We start from the raw sequence: 22,533 nt of genomic DNA, 5'->3' as shown, positions 1-22,533 counted from the left end.
GCTTCACCCCGCGCGGCGCCCTCGCGCCGTCAGTCCTCGGCGCCGCCCGCGCCGGCGAGCGCCTGCTCGAGCTCGCTCAGCGCGTGCTGATCTCCCTTGCTGCGCGCGACGCCGATGCCGTCGCTCAGCCAGGCGCGCCCCTCGTCGGCGCGGCCTGCCTTCACCAGCATCGTCCCGCACATGAGGTACATCGGCACGTAGCTCGCGTCCATCGCCCGCAGCGCGTTGAACGTCGCGAGCGCCTCGTCGTGCCGATCCAGCCCCGCGTACTCCAGCGCGAGCGCGTACCAGTGGAACGGATCCTTCGACCCGCCCTGGGTCATCTTCTCGAGCATCAAGAGCCGCTTGCTCACGTCGCCTCCACAACGCCGATGTACGGCAGGTTCCGGTAACGCTCGGCCCAGTCGAGCCCGTAGCCCACGACGAACTTGTCCTCGATCGTGAAGCCCAGGTAGTCGACGGGCACCTCGACCCGCGCGCGCGCCGGCTTGTGCAGGAGCGCGCAGACCTTCACGCTGCTCGGCATCCTCGTGCGGAAGAGCTGGAGCAGGTGCGAGATCGTGAGGCCCGTATCGACGATGTCCTCGACGAGGAGGATGTCCTCGCCCTCGATCGGGCGGGTGAGGTCCTGCGTGATCTGGACGACGCCGGTCGAGTCGGTGCCCTCGCCGTAGCTGCGCACGCCGAGGAACTCGATGCGCACCGGGAGGTCGATGTGCCGCGCGATGTCGGCGGTGAACACGAAGCTCCCCTTGAGCACGGAGACGAGCACGAGCCTCCGCTCCGCGTAGTCCCTGGTGATCTGCGCGCCGAGCTCGCGCACGCGGGCGCCGATCTGCTCGGCGGACAGGAGCGTCCGGACGTTCGCCATGGCGGCCGCGCTAGCACCGCGGCGCGCCCGCGGCCAGGGCCGAGGCGGACACCCCTCGCCCGCGGCCGCTGGACCGTCCGGGTCGCGCGGCCGCTCCGTCGCCGCCCGGGCCCGCCCGGGCCGGAACTGAGCTAGTCTCGGCGCCCTCTGTGATGCCGCCCCTTCCGCCCGACGCGCCCCCGCACCTCACCTCGCGCATGCCGCTGGCCGTCCGCTTCTGCGAGACGGATCTGATGGGCATCGTCCACCACTCCAACTACGTCGTGTACCTGGAGGCGGGCCGCATCGACTGGCTGCAGCGCCGCGGGATCTCCTACGAGGAGATGGTGCGGCGCGAGCTTCACCTCGCCGTCGCGGAGCTGCGGCTCAAGTACCGGCAGCCGGCGCGGTTCGGGGACACCCTCGTTGTCGAGACGACCTGCCGCGAGATCCAGAGGGTCACCGCGCGCTTCAGCTACCGCATCCTCCGGGGCGAGGACGTGATCTGCGACGGCGACATCCTCCTCGCGTGCCTCGGCTCGAGCCTCACGCTGACGAGGATCCCGGACGACATCGCCCAGCTCCTGTGGAGCCCCGAGATCCCGGCCGCCGGCTAGCTCCCTCGGGGCTCCGCCCCGAGCCCCGGCCGCCGCGCCCGCTCAGCCGCCGTCCGCCGCGTCCCCGTCCGCCGCGCTGCGCACGAGGCGCGCCGGCATCTCGACCGTCTGCGGCGGCTCGATGCTCTCGCCGAGGAACGTGCGCCACTGGACGACGTAGAGCCCGCGCTGGGGGCCGCTGACGTAGCGCTCGCTCATCGGGGGCACCGCGACAGCGGGGATGCCGTCGACGAGCAGGTAGAGCAGCGCGTCGGTCTGGTTCACCGCGACGAAGCCCTCGCCGGGCGCGCCGGGGTCGACGCTCGCCGGCAGCGGGAGCGGCTCCGTCCGGATCGCCGCGAGCTCGTCGCGCGACAGGAAGACGCCGCCCTGCGCCGACGGGAGCCCCGCCGCCGCGTACGCGGCGCTCGGGGGTGGCATCAGCATGTCGGTCGAGACGAGGTCGGTGCGCCGGGCGACCGACGTGACCTCGAAGCCGACGCCGCCGCCGCCCTGCCAGGCGTAGCTCGCGTGGAGCGGCACCTCGCCGGCCACGCACTCGGGCGACTTCGGATCGACGCCGAGGATCTCCAGCAGCGCCCGGCAGAGCAGGGGACCGCCCTCGCCCGCCTCGGGGATCCTGCCGAGCTCCAGGTACAGCGCGCCGAGGCTCGCGTGCATCTCGACCTTGCGGACGTCGACATCGAGCCGCTTGCCCTCGCCGATCGGGCGCGCCGAGCCCGTCGACAGCGGCGTCACGTCGATGCGCCGCTCGCCGAGCAGCGTGCGGAGCGCTCCCGGCGGCAGGACCCGGTACTGGGTCAAGCCCGGCCACAGCAGGACCTCGCCGTGGACGTCGTGGCGGGCGCGCAGCTCCGAGCCGGAGGGCAGCGGGAGCGCCCGCGACGTGAACTGGACGCGCATGCGGCCCGTCTCCGCGAGATCGATCTTCCACGTCAGGTCGGTGACCGCCTGCGCCGCCTGGAGCCCGGCGGCCGCCAGCTGGGGCGCCTTGGGCGGCTGCGGCACGTCGCGCCAGCGGAAGGCCGCCTCGAGCGCGACGCCGGGGAGCTCGCGGGGCGCGAGCGTGTCCTCCGGCAGCGGCGCCGCCGGCGCCAGCGGGAGCGGCGAATGCTGGCTCGCCTCGGACATGACGAGCCGGCCGTAGTCGTCGGACACGAGCTTCGCGCTGACCTCGGCGGTCGACGCGTCGAGCAGGTCCGGCGTCTCGCTCGCGAGCGGCGCGGGGAGGATCCGCGCGTTCGGGCTCGCGCCCGCCTCCACGGGGTCGACCGGCGGGTGGCGCGACGGCTCGCACCCGGCGCCGGCGGCCAGCAGCAGCCCTGCCGCGGCGACGCGCGCGCGGATCACGGCGCCCGCTCGAAGGTGTGGATCACCTTCACCCGCGGATCGAGCGGCGGCGGATCGGGCGCGTACTGGGTGTCGAGGAAGACCGCTGTGCAGCGGGGGTGGCACTCCACCATCAGGTTGCAGTTCGCCGCCTCGTTGTCGAACGCCGCGATGACCCGCCCGAGCCGGGAGAGCTGCGGGGCGACGCTCCTCTTGAACTCGGTGTCAGGCATCTCGAACCGCGGCTTCACGACGAGCTCCGTGCCGATGACCCCGATCGGGAAGCCTAGATCGCGCAGGCTCGCGAACGATCCCAGCGCCATGTTCGGGAGGTCGCGCCCGGTGAGGTACACGAGGGTCGCCCCCGCCGCGTGGCACGCCCGCGCGTACTGGCTCGCGCCCGGCACCTCGACGTCGTGCCGGATGTGCGGATCGTTGAAGAAGCGGGCCTTCCAGAACTCGAACGCGTGCAGGTGGAGCGCCTCGTCGTCGACGCCGAGCCGGCGCAGGTTGTCCGGGAACCCGTACACGATGCCGTCCGGCGCCGCGCGCTCGAGGAGGGCGGCCGCGTGCGGGTGCTTGCGGCGCCACTCCTCGGCGAGCTCGTGGAGGATCGCGACAACCCGCGGCCGGTTGTCCATGAGGGTGCCGTCGAGATCGAAGACGATCACAGGCGGCCCCTCCGACCGGTCGCCCGCGCGCTCGACGATGGAGTTCAGGAGCCGCGTCCGCTCGAGGGGGACGAGGCGCTTCTCGTGGAACAGCGTGCTCAAGGTCGTCGCGCCGTGAAGGAGCGCGCCTGCCGCGCGCTCCTCGGGCGGAACCCTAGCGCGAACTCGCCCTCCTCAGAAGGCCGCGGCGGCCATCTCCGTCGACGAACCCCAGCGGGTCGGCAAGTGTGCCGAAATATCCTACATTGTTGGCCCAAACGTTCCGTTCTTCTTAGGATTTTCCACATCCGGGGCTGCTCGAGGCCCCGAAGGAAGGCCCATGCAGAACCGCATCAAGACCGCTCTGGCCCTGGCGATGGCGCTGACCGCTGTGGCGGGCTGCTCGAAGACCCCTCGCGATCGCCTGCAGGGGCGCTGGTATGGCGAGTCCATCGACAACGCCCCGGTGGAGCAGCTCACGAAGGCGACCGGGTGGGTGAAGGGGACCGCGATCGAGTTCAACGGCAGCAAGGTCACGGTGACCGTGCCGGCGGAGACGCCGCGCAGCGGGACCTTCAAGGTGACCAAGGCGGAGGGCGATCAGGTGACCGTCGCATTCCTCCGGCCCGAGGGCGGGCTCGACCAGGCGGAGTTCCGCTTCGCCACGGATCACGCGCTGCGCTGGGAGATCGGCGACGGCCGCGCGATCGTGATGGCCAAGGCGAAGAACTGACGTCGGCCAGCGCGCGCCCGCGCGCCGCGCACGGCCAGCGCCGCCGCCGGGCGCCCCGGCCGCCTACCGCCGCACCTTCTCCCGCCGCACCCGCGTGAGCCACCGCGCCTCGCCGCGCTCGCCGTCGCGCGCGAGCAGCACAACGACGTCCTCCGAGAGCGGCCCCGTGAGCCGCCGCCGCGCCTCCTCGATGGAGCGCACCTCGACCCCGTTCACCGACAGCAGCCGATCGCCGGGCTCGACGCCCGCCTCCTCCGCCTCGCTCCCCGGCGGCACCGCCACGACGGTCACGGTCCGGCGCTCCTCGCCGAGCGTCACCGCCAGGCTCCCCGCGCCCTTCGGATCCTGCCGCGCGCCGTCTCCCGGCAGCGCGATCCTGACCCGATCGGTCGTCCTGCCGGCCCGCACCTGCACCGGCTGCGACTCGGCGCGCCCGAGGTCCGCGCTGTACGCCTCGATCACCGCCGTCCCCTCGGGCAGCCCGCCGAGCTGGAACCGCCCGTCCCTGTCGGTGGTCACGACGCCCGGCGGCAGCGGGCCGAGCGGCAGGTACGTCGGCACCCTGTCGCGCGCCACGCGGGCCCCCGCGACCGGATCGCCGCGCTGATCGACGACCTCGCCGGCGACCTCTCCCGCCTCGAGCAGGTCGATGCGCCCGAGGTCCGTCGGGCGATCCGGATCGCCGGCGATCGTGACCCGCAGCGTCGCCGGCGCGAACCCGTCGCGGCTCACCGTGACGCGGAGCTGGCCCGGCGCGAGGTCCCCGAGCGTGAAGGCGCCCTCCGCGTCGCTCGTCGCGCGGCGCGGCCCTGTCGGCGAGAACAGCGTGATCCGCGCGCCCTCGAGCCGCTCCCGCCCGCCGCGCCCCGTCACGGTGCCCGTCGCCTTCAGGGCGCCGCTCATCTCCAGCCGCAGCTCCTTCGGCGCCGCGTCGACCTGCTCGACGCGCGGCGCCCTGCCGGAGCGCACGAGGCTGATCCGCAGCGGCAGCCCGGCGGCGTCGGCCAGCACCGCGTCGCCGCCGTCGTCCGTGAAGAGCGTCTTGCGGAGCGGGACCGCGACGTCGAGCGAGAGGACGCGCAGCTCCACGCGGTCGAGCGGGTAGCCGCGGTCGTCGGTCACGTGGATGGCCACCGCCTCGCGCACCTTCGGGAGGACGACCTCGATCTCCTTGCGGTCGCGCTCCGGGACCTCGACGACGAGGCGCGCCACGACGTCCCCTGGCGACCCGGGCCGCGACACCGAGACGAGCACCTCGTCGGGGACCGCCGCGAAGGCGAACGTGCCGTCGTCCGCGGAGTACGTCACCCGCTCGAGCGAGCCGGTCGTCGCGGCCAGCTCGACGCGCGCGCCCGCGACAGGCTTGCGGTCCTCCTCGAGGACGCGGCCCTCGAGCAGGCCACCCTGGCGCATCACCACGCGCACGCGGGCCTCGCCGCCCGGCTGCAGCGTCACGACCTCGCTGAGCGTCTCCACGTACTCCGGGTGCCGCACGATGGCGTGGACGCGCCCCGGGGTGACCGGCTCGGCCCGGAAGGTGCCGTCGGCGCGCGTCACCCACGGGTCGCCCGACCGCACCGACGCCGCCGGGATGAACACGTCCCCCCGCGGCAGGTCGGGGATCGGGCCCGGCATGACCCCGAGCTCGCCCGCGGGGATCAGCGGCGCCGGGCCGGGCAGGGCGCGCTCGAACTGCTCGTCCCTGAACGCCGACATCGCGGTTGTCTCGTCGATGGGCATCCCCTCGGCGTCCGCGCCGACGACCTCGATCGTCGCGCCTGGCACCGGGTAGCCGCGGTCGTCGACGACCTCGCCCACGATCGCGCCGCCGCGGAGCAGCGGGATGCGGGCCTCGGTCGCGCCCGCGTCGACCTCCACGGCGTTGCGCGGCACGAACCCGGCCGCCAGGGCCGACGCGCTCGCGTACCCCGGCGCGATCGGCCCGAGCGTCACCGACCCGTCGTCGCCCGTGCGGCCGTGCAGCGGGAACGCCGACAGGCCGTGCTCGACGAGCACGACGTTCGCGCCCTTCACGGGCGGCGCGCCCTCGCCGTCGCCGTCGGTCACGAGGAGCCGCACGTGGCGGCCGGGCCCGAGGACGAGCTTCACCTCCTTGCCCTCGCCGCGCCGCACGGGCACGGCGAGCGCCGTCGCGCTCACGGCGCCGCCGCGCCGCGCCTTGAGGTCGTACACCCCGTCGCGGAGCCCGGAGATCCGCGCGGCGCCTGTCGCGTCCGTTGTCGTGCTGCGCGCCGGCCAGAGGCCGGTGCCGGCGGCGAGCACCGTCGCGCCGTCGGCGGGCTGTCCCTCGGCGTCCACGACCCGCACGGTGAGGGCGCCGAGCCGGTCCATGCGCAGCCGGAGCGGCACCGGCCCGGGCACGATGCCGGTCCGCACCGTGTCCTCGAACCCCTGGGCCGACGCGCGCACGACGTAGGGCGTCGCGCCGAGCCGATCGAACCGGGCGCGGCCGCCGCCCTCGGTCGTCGCCACGAAGGGGAGGGGATCGGCGGTCGCGACAGCGACCTCCGCGCCGTCGATCGGGCGCTCCGCGTCGTCGACGACAAGCACCTCGAGCACCTTCGCGGGCCGCAGCACGAGGTCCACGGCGCGCGGGCCCGGCTCGAGCGCGAGGCGCGTCGAGGCGCGCGCCCGCTCCGCGCCGTACGCCATGACCCACGCCTCGCCCGACGGCAGCCCGGCGAAGCGCGCCTCGCCCGCCGCGTCGGTCCTCTGCTCACCGGCGAAATAGGCGCGGTCCTCGCGCATCGCGAAGACGCGCACGGTGGCGTCCTGCAGCGGGCGCCCCTGCTCGTCGCGCACTGTCGCGGTGAGCTCGGCCGCGCGCCCCTCCACCGACGCGGGCACCGGCGGCGCCGGGATCGGCGCCTGCGGCAGGAACCGCGGGCCGAGATCGCGCAGCGTGGTCGCGGCGAAGAAGCACACAAGCGCGGCGATCGCGGCCAGGACGGTATCGAGCCGCGACCGGCGCTCGGGCCGGCCGGCTTCCGCTGCGGGTTGCTTGTCCTGCTCGGCCACGGCCTGGATCTCTACTCCGGATCCGCGAAAACGCCGAACGCCCCGGGCCCGTTCCCGCGGCGGGCCGGGCCCGGGCAGAGGCCGCGCCGGCTCAGGCCTGGCGGCCGCGGTGCTGCTCGATCACGGCCTGGATCTCCTCCTCGCCGAGGATGTGATCCGTGGCCTTGGCCCTGGCCAGGATGGCGTCGACGAGCTCCTTCGATGGCTCGATCTTCCGCTGCCTGAGCCAGTAGTTCACGTTGGAGGCGCCGGACATGTAGCCCACGCAGATCTCCTGCTTCCGCCCGAACATCCCGGCGGGGACGCCCGAGTAGATCCGGTCGGCCATCCAGGCATCGCCCTTCGACTCGGCCTTGATGATGGCCGCCGCGTGCACGCCTGTCGCCGTGCGGAAGGCGTCCCGTCCGACCAGGGGATAATTGATGGGCACCTCCCAGCCGACCGCCTGCGCGGCGGTCGTGCAGTACTCGAGCAGGTGGGTGAGGTCCTGGTGCTCGAGGAGGCCGAGGAGCTTCATGTTGAGCAGGATGAGCTCCATCGCGGCGTTGCCGACCCGCTCGCCGATGCCGAGGGCGGTGCCGTGCACCCGGTCCGCGCCGAACTGGAGCGCCCAGATCGCGTTCTCGAGCGCGAGCCCGCGGTCGTTGTGCCCGTGCCAGTCGATGCCGACCGACGCCCCTGCGCCCGCGACGATGGCCCGCGTGAAGTTGATCACGTTGCGCACCCCGTCGGGCGTCGCGTGCCCGACGGTGTCGCACAGGCACAAACGGGACGCGCCGTGGTCGATGGCGACCTTGAAGAGCGTCGCCAGCACCTCGGGGCGCGATCGCGTCGTGTCTTCCGTGACATAGGCCACAGGCAGCCCGGCCTTCACGCCCGCGTCGATCGCGTCGGCGCTGCGCTGCGCGATGAGGTCGACGTCCCACGCCTCCGCGAGCTGCCGGATCGGGCTGGATCCGATGAAGGCGTAGATCTCGACCGGGATCCCCGCGCGCTGGGAGATCTCGATCATGGGGGTGATGTCCGAGACGACCGTACGGCCTGCGCAGGCGATCCGGAGCGGCAGGTTGTTGTCCGCGACCTCCTTGCACATCCGGAGCACGTCCTCGAACGCCCGCTGCGAGCTGCCGGGCAGGCCGACGTCGGCGACGTGGATACCGATCTTGGCCATCAGGTGGAGCAGCTTGAGCTTGCTCTCGATGTTCGGGTCGGCGACGGACGGGTTCTGCAGACCGTCGCGCAGGGTCTCGTCAAAGAAACCGATGTCCTTCGGAATGACCCGCCCGACGCGGCCGACCTCGTTCCAGTCGTAGATGAGATCGGTCGGGCGGGTGCCGGCGGGATCGATCGCCATGCTCCGAGTATAGTGCGCCGCGCGCAACGCCGAGCCTGAAACGAAGCCTCTCCGGGAAGCTCGACATGACGCACGGCGCTGGCGAGGAGGGCGAATCGTAACGGCGACGACGTCGTGATGCGCTCTCCGTCACCACGCAGGCAGGCGTGGCGCGCGGGGCGCGGCGCGTGCAGCTCAGCCAGAAAATGCGCCGGGGCCAGGACGGAGGGGACGCGCGGGCGCCGGCGCGCCGCCCGCGACCGCGGCGAACGCTCGTCTACGCGCTGCGGTGCGCTGGCCCTGCGCGCCTGGCAAGCCTAAGCTTGGCCCCACAACGATGTGGCAATCCCTTCCTGAGTTCGGGACCGGCGTCCTCTACGCCATTCTGGTCACCGCGGCGTACACGTTCGCGGTGGGGCTCGCGTCGGCGCGCGGGCGGCCGCGGCTGCTCCAGGCGGCGCGGCTCGGCGCGTACGGCACCATCGCGCTCGTCGGTCTCGCCGTGCTCGTGCTGGCGTACGCCTTCGTCAGCCACGATTTCCGCATCGCCTACGTGGCCCAGTACAGCGACAGGTCCATGACCACGCCGTACCTCATCGCGGCGCTCTGGGGCGGGCAGGACGGCTCGCTGCTCTGGTGGATGTTCCTGACCGCGCTGTTCTCGGGAGGCTGCGTCTACTGGCTCCGGCGCAAGTACCTGGAGCTCCAGCCCTACGTCATCGCGACGCTGATGAGCATCATGATGTTCTTCGCGATCCTGATGGTGTTCTCGACGAACCCGTTCCAGACGAGCGTCGCCGGCGCGCCCCTCGACGGCAACGGGCTGAATTACCAGCTCCGCAACTTCTACATGATCATCCACCCGCCGAGCCTGTACGTCGGGTTCACGAGCTCGGCGGTGCCGTTCGCCTTCGCGATCGCCGCGCTGGCCACGGGCCGCCTCGACAGCGAGTGGATCATCGCCACGCGCAAGTGGATGCTCTTCTCCTGGCTGTTCCTGTCGATCGGCAACGTGCTCGGGATGCTCTGGGCTTACGAGGAGCTCGGCTGGGGCGGTCCGTGGGCGTGGGACCCGGTCGAGAACGCGGCGTTCCTGCCGTGGCTCACGGCGAGCGCGTACGTGCACTCGACGATGATCCAGGAGCGGCGCGGCATGCTGAAGGTGTGGAACGTCTCGCTGATCTGCATGACGTTCTTCCTGACGATCTTCGGCACGTTCCTCACGCGCTCCGGCCTCATCGCGAGCGTCCACTCCTTCGCGCGGTCGGGCATCGGCATCTTCTTCGTCTACTTCATGGGGGTGATCTTCGCGACGTGCGCGTCGCTCATCATCTACCGCCTGCCGCGCCTGCGCGGCGACGACCAGTTCGAGCCCGCGCTCGCCCGCGAGGCGAAGCCGCCGTTCAACAGCTGGGGCTTCATCAGCTTCCTCGTGTTCCTGGTGATCATCTCGGTCCCGGCCGTCCACATCACGGCGAGCTTCCTGAGCCAGGACCCGGACGGGGCCGCGCTGTGGTTCGTCACGTGGCTCGGGCTCCCCGCCGCTGTCGCGGTGACGGCGCTCCTCATCTACCGCCTGAGGGGTCTCCGCAGCGACGGGAACTTCGAGTCGCTGCTGTCGCGCGAGGCCGCGTTCCTCTTCAACAACTGGGGCCTCTTCAGCATCATGATCTTCATCGCTGTCGCGACGGTGTGGCCGCGCATCAGCGAGTGGCTGCTCGACCAGAAGTCGACGCTCGGACCGACGTTCTACAACATGTGGCTCCCGCCGGTCGCGCTGGTGGTCTTCCTGCTCATGGGCGTCGCGCCGCTGCTCGGGTGGCGGAAGACGTCGCCGGAGCTCTTCCGGAAGAGCTTCCGCTGGCCGGTGCTGGTCACCGTGATCGCGGTGGCGCTCCACCTCACGCTCGGGAAGAAGGTGGGCTTCGCCCCGTTCGTCCCCGTGGACCCGATCTACCCCGGCCAGCTCGGCGACGCGCTCGCCAAGCTCGCGTCGACCTACCCGTTCATCACGGTGGCGTTCGCCGCCTTCAACGTCGCCGTGGTCGTCCAGGAGTTCGCCCGCGGCATCGCGGCGCGGCAGAAGCGCGGGAGCGAGTCGTTCTTCACCTCGTTCTACAACCTGGTCGCGAGGTCGCGGCGCCGCTACGGCGGCTACATCGTGCACGTCGGCATCGCGGTGATGTTCCTCGGGTTCGCCGGCCGCGCGTGGGGCGTCGATAAGGAGATCAGCCTCCACCCGGGCGAGGCCGTGGAGATCGAGGAGTATCGCCTCGTCTACGTCGGCCCGCGCATGGAGGTCGACAGCGAGAAGCGGATGGTCTTCGCCGACCTCGACGTCGAGCGGCACGGCGCGCCGGTCGGCCGGATCAGCCCGGCGAAGTACATCTACAAGGCGACCCCGGAGGCGCCGTCGACCGAGGTCGCCCGGCACATCACGCTCAAGAACGACCTCTACGTGATCATCGGGATGGCGAACCCGCAGACGAAGGTCGCCTCGTTCCAGCTGCACGTGAACAACCTGATCTCGTTCATGTGGTTCGGCGCCGGGATCCTCGTCCTCGGGGCGCTCATCGCGATGTGGCCCGACATCGCGCTCGAGGAGGCCGGGGCGTTCGGCTATGTACGAGCGGCAGGGTCGGTCACGGCCTCCGTCGTGTTCGCCTTCCTGCTCGCCGGCGGTCCGTCGCAGGCCTACGGACACCCGATCCAGGAAGGGTTCGGTCGACCGACCCTTGTCGCGCCTGGTGGCGCCGGCGTCGAGGGCCACGCCCCGGCGGCCGGCGGGACCGTTCATGCCGGGCAGGCGCCCGCGATCGATGCCATCCTCCCGACCGCTGCCCAGCCGATGCAGCCAGCCTTCGAATGAGCCGCACCCGAAAACTCATCCACGGCGTCACCCTCCTCGTCGCGGGCATCATCGCCCTCGTCGTCATGCTGCGCTCGCCGGAGTTCGCCCACGGCCAGCAGCTCGGCGAGGGGATGGTGCGCACGGGCACCGTCGGCATCCAGAACGACACCGAGCGCCAGCTCTTCTGGAGCCTGATCTGCACGTGCGGCTGCCCGCGCGAGACCCTCGGGACGTGCACCTGCGGCACCGCGCACGAGCGCCGGGACGCGCTCCGCGTCGAGCTCGCGGCGGGGCGCACGCTCGAGCAGATCCAGGCCGCCTACGCCGAGCGCTTCGGCGCGGAGGCGCTGGCGGTGCCGCCGAACAAGGGCAGCCAGCGCCTGCTCTACCTCTTCCCGCTGGGCGCCATCGTGCTCGGCGCCGGCCTCGTCATCGTGACGCTCCGCCGCTGGAAGCGGCGCAGCGACGAGGTGGGCGCCGCCGCGGCGCAGCGATCCCCGAAGGGCGCTGGCCCCGGCGCGCGCGACGATTACGACGACAAGCTCGACGACGAGCTCAAGAGCCTCGACCGCGAATGAGCGCCGAAAACCTTGCCAAGAGCGCCGCCCCGGCCGCGGTCCACGAGACCGTGAGCCGCGGCTCTGACTCGCCGCTGGAGCGGCAGATCGTGCACTACGCCCGCTTCGGGGTGCCGCTCGCGGCGCTCGTGGGCGCCGGCGTCGCGGGGCTCGTCGCGGGGCCGCCCGCGGCGATCCTCGTGCTCGCGGGCGGCGCCCTCGTCGCGGTCATCGCCATCTTCTGGGCGAGCCTCCGCGTGCTGCTCGGGGAGACGCCGCTGAGCGGCGCCGACGCGTACGCGATCGGCGCGCCGCGCACGGAAGAGGAGCAGAAGCAGGCCGTGCTGCGGGCGCTCAAGGACCTGGAGTTCGAGCGCAGCGTCGGGAAGATCAGCGAGGAGGACTACGCCGAGCTGGTCGCGAAGTACCGCGCCGAGGCGAAGCGGCTGCTCCGCCTGCTGGACGCCGACGCGCAGCCGCGGCGCGAGCACGTCGCCGCGCTCGTCGCGAGGCACCTCCGGCGCGCCGGGCTCCAGGACGACGACGGCGCGCCCGAGGCGCCGGAGCAGGACGAGGACGCCGCCGCGAGCGAGACGGACGCCGCCGCCGAGCCGAGGCCGGCGAAGCGGAAGCGCGTCAAGGCCACGCGGCCGGAGCAGCAGGAGCGCGATCAGGAGACGGCGCTCGACGCGGAGCGCGACGACGCCGTGGCGACGGACGACCGCGGGGCGACGCGCACGACCGCGTGCGCTGCCTGCGGCACGCTGAACGACGAAGACGCCGTGTTTTGCAAGAAGTGCGGGACGAGGTGCGCGCTCGACGCGCCTCTCTCGGAGCAGGCCGCGACCGACGAGGCCGCGGTCGGCGGTAACGAAAACGAGAGCAGGAGGGCGCCGTGATGCGCTGGACCAGGTGCACCGCGCTGGCGGCGATCGCCTCGCTGGGCGTGACCGCTACGCAGGCCGCGAAGGCGCAGCCGGCCGCTCCGGCGCAGCCCGCAGCGGCGACGGCCGCTCCGGCGCAACCCGCAGCGGCGACGGCCGCTCCGGCGCAACCCGCCGCCCCCAGGGCGGCTGCGGCTCCGGCGCAGCCCCGAGCGGCGACAGCCGCCCCGGCGCAGCCCGCAGCCGCCGGCCACGACACGAAGGCGGCGAAGCCGAGCGCGACCCCGCCGGCCGGCGGGGCCGCTGCCGGCGCCGCGAGCCCCGCTGCGGCCACGCCGGCGGACGCGGGCGCGCTCGACGCCGCCGGCGCGCTGCCGCCGGGCCACCCTGAGGTCGCGCAGGAGCTGCCGTCCGGCCATCCGCCGGTAGGCGGCTCTGCCGCGGGAGGGGCCGCGTCGCGGCGCGCCGCGGAGGAGCTCACAGGCCTGTTCGACGCGCCCGAAGACGCGGTCCAGGACGACACGGGGCTCCCGCCCGGCGTCCTTGTGCTCGCGGTGCAGGACGCGGACGGCAAGCCTGTCCCTCGCGTCCCTGTCGACATCGACGTCCTCCAGAGCTCGGTGACGAAGGGCGACTCACGCGAGCGCGTCACGAGGGAGACGGACGACGCGGGCGTTGTCCGGCTCGAGAACCTCACGATCGGCGCCGGCACGAGCTACGGCATCTCGGTCGCGCGCGAGGGCGCCACGTTCTCGCTGCCGCATTTCGGGCTCGGCGCCGAGGCCGGAAAGCGCGCCGTGCTCCACGTCTACGAGGCCACGCCGGACGTGAGCAACCTGCTCGTCGGGACGCAGGGCATCATCTACCTCCAGCTACGGCAGGACTCGATCTCGGTCGAGCAGCTATTCCAGGTCTACAACCTCGGCCGCGTCGCCTGGCTGCCCAACGAGACGTTCGCCCTGCCGCCCGACTACAAGGCGTTCAGCAAGACGGACACCATGGACGACATGCGCCTCGAGGAGGCCAAGGGCACCGGCGTGGCGCTGCGCGGCACGGTGAGCCCTGGCCGGCACGAAGGGCAGTTCCGCTGGCAGGTCCCGTTCAACCGGGAGGAGCGCCAGACGATCCGCATCGAGCTGCCGCCGCGCATGGCCCAGCTCCGGATCATGGCCGAGGCGTCGAAGTCCATGACGCTGAACGTCGCTGGCTTCCCGGCGGCGCAGCGCACCCAGAACCGGGACGGCAAGAAGATCCTGATCACCGAGAAGCAGAGCTCCCGCGTCGAAGGCGGGTTGAGGACCGTCGAGATCACGCTCGCCGGGCTGCCGACGCCGGGCTGGGGCCGGTGGATCGCGCTGTTCCTGGCCGGCGCCACCGTGATCGGCGGGGCCGCGGTGAACCTGGTCCGGCGGCGCGACGACGAACGCGGGGCCGACGACGAGGAGCGGCGGGAGCTGCTCGAGGCGCGGGACGCGCTGCTCGACGAGTTCGTCGAGCTCGAGCGCGCCCGGAAGCGGGGCGACGTCGGCCCGAAGACCTACGAGCGCGTCCGGGGGGCGCTCCTCGACGCGCTCGCGCGCATCGTCGCCATGATCGAGGCGAGGCCGGCGCGCGGGAAGGCCGCTGGCTCGCGCAAGGCAGCCGGCGCGCCGCTCAAGGCGAACGCCGACCCGCCGCCGCCCCCCTGAGGTGGGCTCAGCGCCGATCCTCGGATCGATGCCTGGCTGGAACGTCGCTCTCCCGGCGGCCGCAGCCCTCCTGATGATCGCCGGCGTCGCCGTGCTCGCCCTCCAGCGCGGCGGTCCGCCGGCGCGCTGCGCTCCGGGGATGGTCGCGCTCGGCCCGCGCTGTTGCGGCGACGGCCAGCGCCTCGAGGCCGGCCGCTGCGCCGGCGCGCCGAGCCGCTGCGGCGCCGGCCTCACGCTCACTCCCGGCGGGTGCGTCGCGCCGGGCGCGAGCGTGCGCATCGCCGCCGGGACGCTGCGCCTCGGGCCGAGCGACTGGGAGGCGCAGGGCATCGTCGACGCGCACGCGCGCACGCGCGAGGTGTTCGTCCCGGCGTTCTCGCTCGACGCGTTCGAGGTCACCGAGCAGCGTTACGCCACCTGCGTGGACGCCGGCGCGTGCGTCCCGCTGCCGCTGCGCGGCGAGCCGGGCCTGCCCGTGACCGGGATCATCGTGGAAGAAGCCGCCCGTTTCTGCGCCTTCGCGGGCGGGGCGCTCCCCTCGCGGGATCAGCTCTCCTTCGCCGCCGCGGGGCCCTCTGGCCGGCGGTACCCATGGGGAGACACAGGCGCGGTCTGCCGGCGCGTCGCCTTCGGCTTGCGGGCGGGCCCGTGCGGATGGAACGCGACGGGCCCGGAGCTCGCCGGCGCGCGCCCCGACGGCGCCGCCGTCCACGCGGCCGGGCGCCTGTTCGACCTGGCGGGCAACGTCGCCGAGTGGGCGGCCCCCGACCGGCCAGGGTCGGAGATGTCGGGAACTCACGGCGGATCGTGGGCTGACGGCGCCGCGGCGGCGCTCCGCACCTGGAACCGTCGGCTTCTCCCTGTGTCGACCCGAGCGCCGGATATCGGCTTCCGGTGCGCCTACGACCGTTGACCTGGCGGCGCGCGGCGGGGGAGGGGACCGGACCTGACCGCAAAACACTCCGGAAACGCGCTCCGTCTGCTCCGGATTGGGTTACAGTCGCCCTTCCCAATGACTGTCGCGCTTCTCTCGATCGGGACCGAGCTCACCCGCGGCGAGATCATCAACACCAACGCGACCTGGCTCGCTGCCGAGCTCACCGCAGCGGGCTTCACGGTCAGCGAGTCCGTCACGGTCGACGATGACGTCGACCGCATCGCCGCCGCGGTCCGCCAGCTCGCGAGCGCTCACCGGCTGGTGATCGCCACCGGCGGCCTTGGCCCCACGACGGATGACCTCACGGCGCTGGCCGCCGCGCGCGCCATGGGCACCGACCTCGTGCGGGACGAGAGCACGCTCCTCGCCGTCCGCCGCCGCGTCGAGAGCCGCGGCAAGACGATGAACGCGGGCCACGAGAAGCAGGCCGAGGTCCCGGCCGGGTCGGAGATCCTTCCGAACTCGTCCGGCACCGCGCCCGGCTTCGGCGTTCAGCTCGGCGAGTCCACGGTCTTCTTCCTCCCGGGCGTCCCGCGGGAGATGAAGAGCATGTTCGCGGATCAGGTCCTGCCGCGCGTGCGGCCGGCCGCGCCGAACAACACCTTCCAGGTGCGTCTCCGCACCTACGGTCTCCCCGAGTCTGCGCTGGGCGAGCTCCTGAAGGACGTCGAGGGCGCCTATCCCGGCATCACGCTCGGGTACCGCGTGCACTACCCCGAGGTCGACGTGAAGGTCCACGCCCGCGCCGCCACGCAGTCGATGGCGCACGAGCTGGCCTTGAGGGCGACGGCCGACGTCCGCGAGCGGCTCGGCACGGCCGTGTACGGGGAAGGGGGCGACGCCTTCCCCGAGATGGTCGGGCGCTCCGTGCGCGCTCGTGGCTGGCGGCTCGCCGTATCCGAGTCGTGCACGGGGGGGTTGATCTCTCACCTGCTCACCAGCTACCCGGCGAGCGACTACCTGGTCGGCGCCGCGGTCACCTACGCGAACAGCGCCAAGACCCGGCTCCTCGGCGTCGCCGAGGACACCCTGCGCGGCCACGGCGCGGTGTCCGCCGAGGTCGCCGCCGAGATGGCTCAAGGGGTCCGCCGCCTCTGCGAGGTCGACGTCGCCATCTCCGTCACGGGGATCGCCGGCCCGACGGGCGGCACGGCGGCCAAGCCGGTCGGCCTTTGCTACTGGGCCGTCTCGCACCCCGGCGGCCTCGTCGTGCGCGATCGCATCTTCTCGGGGGATCGCGAGGAGGTCCAGCTCGGCGCTGCCTACGCCGTCCTGGACCTCCTCCGCCGCATCGCCGGCAACCTCCCCGAGCGCTGACGCGGGCGCGGGCTCACCCGCGTCAGTTCGGCGCTGAGCGCGAGAACGTCAGCCCCTCTCCCCCGCGGTCGATCCGCACCGTGTCTCCCTGCTTGAACTCGCCGCCGAGGATCCGCTTCGCGAGCTCGTCCTCGATGCTCCGCTGGATGGCGCGCTTCAGCGGCCTGGCGCCGTACTGCGGATCCCACCCCTGCTCGATGAGGTAGCCCTTCGCCTCGGGCGAGATGGTGAACAGCAGCCCGCGCCGATCCAGGCGCTTTCGCAGGAGATCGAGCTGGATATCGACGATCTTCTCCATCTGCTCGCGCCCGAGCCGCCGGAACACGATGAGATCGTCGAGCCGATTCAAGAACTCCGGTCGGAAGTGCTTCCGCACCTCGTCGACGACGGCCCTCCTCACGAGCTCGGCCTTCTCTTCCGCCGGCAGGTTGGCGCGCTCCTCGATCGCCGCCGCCGCCGGCGTCCCGAGGTTCGATGTCAGGATGATGATCGTGTTCTTGAAATCGACCGTGTGCCCCTGCCCGTCGGTCAGGCGTCCATCGTCGAGCACCTGGAGCAGCGTATTCCAGATGTCCGGGTGGGCCTTCTCGATCTCATCGAACAGCACCACGCTGTACGGCCGCCGCCGCACCGGCTCCGTGAGCTGGCCGCCCTCCTCGTAGCCGACGTACCCGGGCGGCGCGCCGATCAGGCGGGCCACCGCGTGGCGCTCCCCGTACTCGCTCATATCGAGCCGCACCATGGCCCGCTCGTCGTCGAAGAGGATCTCGGCCAGCGCGCGCGCGAGCTCGGTCTTGCCGACGCCGGTCGGCCCGAGGAACAGGAACGATCCGATCGGCCGCCGCTCGTCGCCGAGGCCTGCGCGCGAGCGCCGGATGGCGTTCGACACCGCGCGGAGCGCGTCCTCCTGCCCGACGACGCGCCGTCGCAGCTCCTCCTCGAGGCGCAGGAGCTTCTGCATCTCGCTCTCGAGCATCTTGGACACGGGGATCCCGGTCCACTTCGACACGACCGCCGCGATGTCCTCGTCGGTGACCTCCTCCTTCAGATAGCTCTGCTTCGTCTGCACCTGCGCGAGGGTGGCGTGGATCGACTCGAGCTTCTTCTCGATCTCCGGGATCCTGCCGTAATGGATCTCCGCCGCGCGCCCGAGATCGCCGGCGCGCTTCAGGCGCTCTTCCTCGAGCTTGAGCTCCTCGATCTGCGGCTTGAGCTGCCGCAGCTCCGAGATGAGCTCCTTCTCGCGCATCCACTGCGCCCGCATCGCGTCGCGCTTCCCCTGCAGCTCGGCGATCTCGCGCCGCACCTCGTCGAGGCGCGCCTTGCTCGCCTTGTCGCTCTCGCGCTTGAGCGCCTGCTCCTCCATCTGCAGCTTGAGCAGGTCGCGCTCGACCTGGTCGATCGGCGTGGGCAGGCTGTCGATCTCCATGCGGATCTTCGACGCCGCCTCGTCGACGAGATCGATCGCCTTGTCGGGCAGGAACCGCTCGGTGATGTACCGGTTCGACAGCACCGCTGACGCCACGAGCGCCGCGTCCTGGATGCGGATCCCGTGGTGGACCTCGTACTTCTCCTTAAGGCCCCGGAGGATGGCGATGGTGTCGTCGACGCTCGGCTGCGACACGAGCACCTGCTGGAACCGCCGCTCCAGCGCCGCGTCCTTCTCGATCCGCTTGCGGTACTCGTCGAGCGTGGTCGCGCCGATGCACCGCAGCTCGCCGCGCGCCAGCGCCGGCTTCAGCATGTTGGCCGCGTCCATCGCGCCCTCGGCCGCGCCCGCGCCCACGAGGGTGTGGAGCTCGTCGATGAACAGGATGATGCGCCCGTTCGAGCCCTCGATCTCCTTGAGCACGGCCTTGAGCCGGTCCTCGAACTCGCCGCGGAACTTCGAGCCTGCGACCATGGCGGCGAGGTCGAGCGCCGCGATCGTCTTGTCCTTGAGCGACTCGGGCACATCGCCCGCGACGATCCGGTGGGCGATGCCCTCGACGATGGCTGTCTTGCCGACGCCGGGCTCACCGATGAGCACCGGGTTGTTCTTGGTGCGGCGCGAGAGCACCTGGATCACGCGCCGGATCTCCTCGTCTCGGCCGATCACCGGATCGATCTTGCCCTGTCGAGCGAGCTTCGTGAGATCGCGCGTGTACTTCTCGAGCGCCTGGAACTTCCCCTCCGGGTCCCGATCGGTCACGCGCTGGTTCCCGCGCACGGCCGCGAGCGAGGCGAGGAGCTTGTCGTACGAGAGCCCCGCTCGCTCGAAGATCGACTGGATCTCCTTGTCTACCTTCGTCGCGGCGAGCAGGACGTGCTCTGTCGAGATGTAGTCGTCCTTGAGCGACTTCGCCTCGTCTTCGGCCTTTTGCAGGACCGCGAGCGAGCGCCGCGACAGGTTCGGCTCGGCGCCGCCGCTCACGCGAGGATAGGTGTCGATCTTCGCCTCGAGGAGGCGCACCAACCCCGCCGGATCGGCGCCCGTCTTCTGCACCAGGGGAGCGCCGACGCCGCCGTCCTGGCCGACGATCGCCCGCACGAGGTGCTCGGGATAGAGTTCGGGGTTGCCCCGGCGGCTGCCGAAGTCGACAGCCTCTCGCAGGGCCTCTTGGGCCTTCGTCGTCATTCGCTCGATTCTCATGGCACCCCGAAGCTAAGGCGCGTGCCCGCGCCAGCAAGGGCCCGACCAAGCAAGCGACTTGCCAGAGATGCCAAACGAGCTCGACGGCTGATCGATGCAGCCTCGACGCCGCGTCAACCCCCCACCGCGCCTCGCGCGCCCGAGGGTCCGGCGGACCGACCCGCGAGCGCGGCGCGCCATGCACCGCGGCGCTGCGCGCCGCGAGCGCAGATCAGATATCGAGGTTCTTCACGTTGAGCGCGTTCTGCTCGATGAAGTTCCGCCTCGGCTCGACCTGATCCCCCATGAGGATCGTGAAGAGCTCGTCCGTCTTCACCGCATCGTCGATGCGGACCTGGAGGAGGGTCCGCGCGTCCGGGTTCATCGTCGTTTCCCAGAGCTCGTCGGCGTTCATCTCGCCGAGGCCCTTGTAACGGCTGATCGCGATACCCTTCTTGCCCCGCTCTTCGATGTACTCGACGAGCGCCTCGCCGTTCTCGATCGTCTCCTCGCCGCTCGACGAGCGCGCCCGGTACGGCGGCGCGCCGATGGACCGGAGATCCTGCTCGATCGACCAGGCCTCCTGGTACTCCGGCGAGTTCACGAGATCCCAGTCGATGACGCTCCTGCGCGCGCTCGCGCCGGGCCGCGGCACGACCTCGATGCGGCTCGTCCCGTGCTCGGTGTCCCGGGGCGTCGCCAGCGTCAGCGGGAACAGGTCCGGATACCGCTGCTTCAGGTACGCCCGGAGCTCGTCGGCGGCCGCCGCGACCTTCTTCGTCTCGCGCAGATCGTCGCGCCCGAGCCCGCTCGACCGCAGCACCGCCGCCACGATCCGCGCGTCACAGCGCTTGTCGATGTTGGACAGCACCGCGCGGAAGCGCTTCAGCCGCTGCGCGAGCCGGTAGAGCGGCTGCCCCAGGATGCCCGTCTGCCCGCCGCTGGCGAGGATCTCGAGCCCGTCCACGGCGTTGCCCACGAGGAACTCGTCCAGCGCGGCCTGGTCCTTGAGGTACAGGTCCCGCTTGCCCTTGCGCACGCGGTAGAGCGGCGGCTGCGCGATGAACAGATACCCCTTCTCCATGATCTCCGGCATCTGCCGGAAGAAGAAGGTCAGGAGCAGCGTCCGGATGTGGGACCCGTCGACGTCGGCGTCCGTCATCAGGATGATCTTGTGGTAGCGGAGCTTGTCGATCTCGAACCCGCCCGCGTCGTTGATCCCGCACCCGAGGGCGGTGATCAGCGTGCCGACCTCGGCGGAGCTCAGCATCCTGTCGAGCCGGGCCCGCTCGACGTTCAGGATCTTCCCCTTGAGCGGCAGGATCGCCTGGAAGTGCCGGTCGCGCCCCATCTTGGCGCTGCCGCCGGCGCTCTCGCCCTCGACGATGTAGATCTCGCTCTTCTCCGGGTCCTTGGACTGGCAGTCGGCGAGCTTGCCCGAGAGCGACGTCACGTCGAGCGAGCCCTTGCGGATCACCTCGCGCGCCTTGCGGGCCGCCTCGCGCGCCTTGGCCGCGACGACCGCCTTCTCGATGATCTTCTTCGCGCTCTGCGGGTTCTCCTCGAAGTACTGCCCGAGCTTGTCGCTGACGACCGCCTCGACGATGCCCTTGACCTCGCTGGAGACGAGCTTCGATTTCGTCTGGGAGTCGAACGACGGGTCCGGGTGCTTGATGCTGAGCACGCACGTCAGGCCCTCGCGCGCGTCCTCGCCCTGGAGGCCCTGCTTCAGCTCCTTGAAGAGGTTGTGCGCGCTCCCGTAGTTGTTGATCGTCTTCGTGAGCGCGGCGCGGAGCCCGGTGAGGTGCGTGCCGCCGTCCCTGTTGTGGACGTTGTTCGTGTAACAGAAGATCGCCTCGGTGTACGAGCCGTTCCACTGCAGCGCGACCTCCACGCCGACAGGCGGCGCCGCGCTGCCGCGGCCGTTCGCGCCCTCGCCCGAGCCGGCGATCTCGTGCTGCGTGACGAAGCTGATCACGTCGTCGTGAATCGGCTCCTTGGTCTTGTTGAGGAGCGCAACGAACTCCGCGATGCCCCCCTTGTACTCGTAGGCTTCCGCCCTCCCGTCCGGGCGCTGGTCGTGGAGGTGGATGACGAGCCCGGCGTTCAGGAAGGCGAGCTCGCGCAGGCGGCTCGCGAGGATGTCGAAGCTGAACTCGACCGCGCTGAAGATGACCGGATCGGGCTTGAACGTGAGCTTCGTCCCCGTCTTGTCCGTCACCCCGATCGCCTTGAGCGGCGCCTTGGGCACGCCTCGGGCGTACTCCTGGAACCAGAGCTTCCCCTCGCGCTTGATCTCGAGCTTCAGCCACTCGGAGACGGCGTTCACGGCGCTCACGCCGACGCCGTGCAGGCCCGCAGAGACCTTGTAGCTGGAGTTGTCGAACTTGCCGCCGGCGTGGAGGACGGTCATGACGACCTCCGCGGCGCTCATGCCCTTCGCGTGCATCCCGACCGGGATCCCGCGGCCGTTGTCCTCGATGGAGACCGAGCCGTCGAAGTGGACGGTGATCCTGATCTCCGTGCAGGCGCCGGCGAGGTGCTCGTCGACGGCGTTGTCCACGGCTTCCCAGACGAGGTGATGCAGCCCCGATCCGTCGTGCACATCGCCGATGTACATGCCGGGGCGCTTTCGCACCGCTTCAAGGCCCTCGAGCGCCGTGATGCTGTGCGCGTCGTACGAGGGCTTGGTAAGGTCGGTCGGCTGGCTCAGGGTGGGTTCCGTCATCTCGGTCCTGGTGGCGCGCCCGCCGCCTCTCACCGGGGGGCGCAGAGCGGCGGAGGCCGCTCGGATTGCCGGAGTTCTTGCAGTGGGAGGGGCCGGCTCGATGGCAGCTCGTCGGGTGGGACCCCGGGGCCGCGGCCGCGGCGCCGGATCGCGTCAGAGGCCCCGAGCGATCATGCGCGGACCGCTCGTCGAGCCCCCGTAAAGACTGCGGAAATGTAGCTGAAATCAGGGGCTCGGGCAAGCGTTTCGCCGGGTCCGGAGGCCTTGTAACATCGTATTTTCAGCGCCTCGCGCGGGCGCGTCCGGAGCATTCCAACTCGCGCCCTGAGCGGGGTGGATCAACGCCTCTGGCGGGGTCGCGGCGGCCGTGTCACGGCGGGCTCCGCCGAGGCGCATCCCCCGGCGTGCC

Annotated in this window: 16 protein-coding genes; 8 read left to right on the top strand and 8 right to left on the bottom strand. The window is 71.8% G+C overall.

Translation table 11 applies throughout. The features are described from left to right. Positions 1 to 29 precede the first annotated feature (29 nt). Together WMF42_RS40660 and hpt are read right to left on the bottom strand one after the other, a co-directional pair. Entirely contained in the window at positions 30 to 353 is a 324-nt protein-coding gene (locus WMF42_RS40660; RefSeq protein WP_437688394.1) for a tetratricopeptide repeat protein, read from the bottom strand. After that, positions 350 to 871, bottom strand: coding sequence for a hypoxanthine phosphoribosyltransferase (hpt, locus tag WMF42_RS40655; RefSeq protein ID WP_061613148.1), 522 nt, complete (start codon positions 869 to 871; stop codon positions 350 to 352). Before hpt ends, WMF42_RS40660 begins: the two co-directional genes overlap by 4 nt. 152 nt (positions 872 to 1,023) lie before the next feature. Here hpt and WMF42_RS40650 point away from each other — a divergent pair, with 152 nt between their 5' ends. Beyond that, positions 1,024 to 1,467, top strand: coding sequence for an acyl-CoA thioesterase (locus WMF42_RS40650; RefSeq protein ID WP_061613149.1), 444 nt, complete (start codon positions 1,024 to 1,026; stop codon positions 1,465 to 1,467). A 42-nt stretch (positions 1,468 to 1,509) separates the two neighbouring features. On the opposite strand, the gene WMF42_RS40645 is transcribed toward WMF42_RS40650, so the two are convergent. Together WMF42_RS40645 and WMF42_RS40640 are read right to left on the bottom strand one after the other, a co-directional pair. After that, positions 1,510 to 2,817, bottom strand: a complete 1,308-nt coding sequence (locus WMF42_RS40645) for a hypothetical protein (RefSeq protein WP_437688392.1) — start codon at positions 2,815 to 2,817, stop codon at positions 1,510 to 1,512. Continuing rightward, positions 2,814 to 3,569, bottom strand: coding sequence for an HAD family hydrolase (locus tag WMF42_RS40640; RefSeq protein WP_061613151.1), 756 nt, complete (start codon positions 3,567 to 3,569; stop codon positions 2,814 to 2,816). The genes WMF42_RS40645 and WMF42_RS40640 overlap by 4 nt, the downstream gene beginning before the upstream one ends. Positions 3,570 to 3,786: 217 nt before the next feature. Here WMF42_RS40640 and WMF42_RS40635 point away from each other — a divergent pair, with 217 nt between their 5' ends. After that, positions 3,787 to 4,179, top strand: a complete 393-nt coding sequence (locus WMF42_RS40635) for a hypothetical protein (protein ID WP_437688390.1) — start codon at positions 3,787 to 3,789, stop codon at positions 4,177 to 4,179. Between the two features lie 63 nt (positions 4,180 to 4,242). On the opposite strand, the gene WMF42_RS40630 is transcribed toward WMF42_RS40635, so the two are convergent. Next, positions 4,243 to 7,218 (bottom strand): carboxypeptidase regulatory-like domain-containing protein, encoded by a 2,976-nt coding sequence (locus tag WMF42_RS40630; RefSeq protein ID WP_437688388.1) that lies wholly within the window; start codon positions 7,216 to 7,218, stop codon positions 4,243 to 4,245. 91 nt (positions 7,219 to 7,309) lie between these two features. Then, positions 7,310 to 8,572: a LeuA family protein gene (locus tag WMF42_RS40625; protein WP_081427107.1), complete on the bottom strand. Its 1,263-nt coding sequence runs from the start codon at positions 8,570 to 8,572 to the stop codon at positions 7,310 to 7,312. Positions 8,573 to 8,888: 316 nt separating this feature from the next. Here WMF42_RS40625 and WMF42_RS40620 point away from each other — a divergent pair, with 316 nt between their 5' ends. The 6 genes from WMF42_RS40620 (at position 8,889) to WMF42_RS40595 (ending at position 16,785) form a co-directional block, all read left to right on the top strand. Continuing rightward, on the top strand, positions 8,889 to 11,420 hold the full coding sequence (locus WMF42_RS40620) for a heme lyase CcmF/NrfE family subunit (protein ID WP_437688387.1): 2,532 nt from the start codon (positions 8,889 to 8,891) through the stop codon (positions 11,418 to 11,420). Beyond that, positions 11,417 to 11,980, top strand: coding sequence for a cytochrome c-type biogenesis protein (locus WMF42_RS40615; protein WP_437688386.1), 564 nt, complete (start codon positions 11,417 to 11,419; stop codon positions 11,978 to 11,980). The genes WMF42_RS40620 and WMF42_RS40615 overlap by 4 nt, the downstream gene beginning before the upstream one ends. Further along, complete coding sequence (locus tag WMF42_RS40610) at positions 11,977 to 12,858, top strand: zinc ribbon domain-containing protein (RefSeq protein WP_061613155.1); 882 nt, start codon at positions 11,977 to 11,979, stop codon at positions 12,856 to 12,858. The genes WMF42_RS40615 and WMF42_RS40610 overlap by 4 nt, the downstream gene beginning before the upstream one ends. Then, positions 12,855 to 14,531, top strand: a complete 1,677-nt coding sequence (locus WMF42_RS40605; protein ID WP_437688385.1) for a carboxypeptidase-like regulatory domain-containing protein — start codon at positions 12,855 to 12,857, stop codon at positions 14,529 to 14,531. The genes WMF42_RS40610 and WMF42_RS40605 overlap by 4 nt, the downstream gene beginning before the upstream one ends. A gap of 28 nt (positions 14,532 to 14,559) precedes the next feature. Further along, the gene (locus WMF42_RS40600) at positions 14,560 to 15,444 is read left to right on the top strand and encodes a formylglycine-generating enzyme family protein (RefSeq protein WP_061612462.1); all 885 of its coding nucleotides are present in this window, start codon (positions 14,560 to 14,562) and stop codon (positions 15,442 to 15,444) included. 99 nt (positions 15,445 to 15,543) lie between these two features. Next, the gene (locus WMF42_RS40595; RefSeq protein ID WP_061612445.1) at positions 15,544 to 16,785 is read left to right on the top strand and encodes a CinA family nicotinamide mononucleotide deamidase-related protein; all 1,242 of its coding nucleotides are present in this window, start codon (positions 15,544 to 15,546) and stop codon (positions 16,783 to 16,785) included. A 22-nt stretch (positions 16,786 to 16,807) separates the two neighbouring features. On the opposite strand, the gene clpB is transcribed toward WMF42_RS40595, so the two are convergent. After that, the gene (gene clpB, locus WMF42_RS40590) at positions 16,808 to 19,417 is read right to left on the bottom strand and encodes an ATP-dependent chaperone ClpB (protein WP_437688384.1); all 2,610 of its coding nucleotides are present in this window, start codon (positions 19,415 to 19,417) and stop codon (positions 16,808 to 16,810) included. 211 nt (positions 19,418 to 19,628) lie between these two features. Continuing rightward, positions 19,629 to 22,124: a DNA topoisomerase (ATP-hydrolyzing) subunit B gene (gene gyrB, locus WMF42_RS40585; RefSeq protein ID WP_437688383.1), complete on the bottom strand. Its 2,496-nt coding sequence runs from the start codon at positions 22,122 to 22,124 to the stop codon at positions 19,629 to 19,631. Positions 22,125 to 22,533: the final 409 nt, after the last annotated feature.

It is taken from the genome of Sorangium sp. So ce176, from assembly GCF_051519835.1.
Taxonomy (GTDB): Bacteria; Myxococcota_A; Polyangia; order Polyangiales; family Polyangiaceae; genus Sorangium; species Sorangium cellulosum_G.
This window is presented reverse-complemented; position numbering and strand designations above follow the sequence as displayed.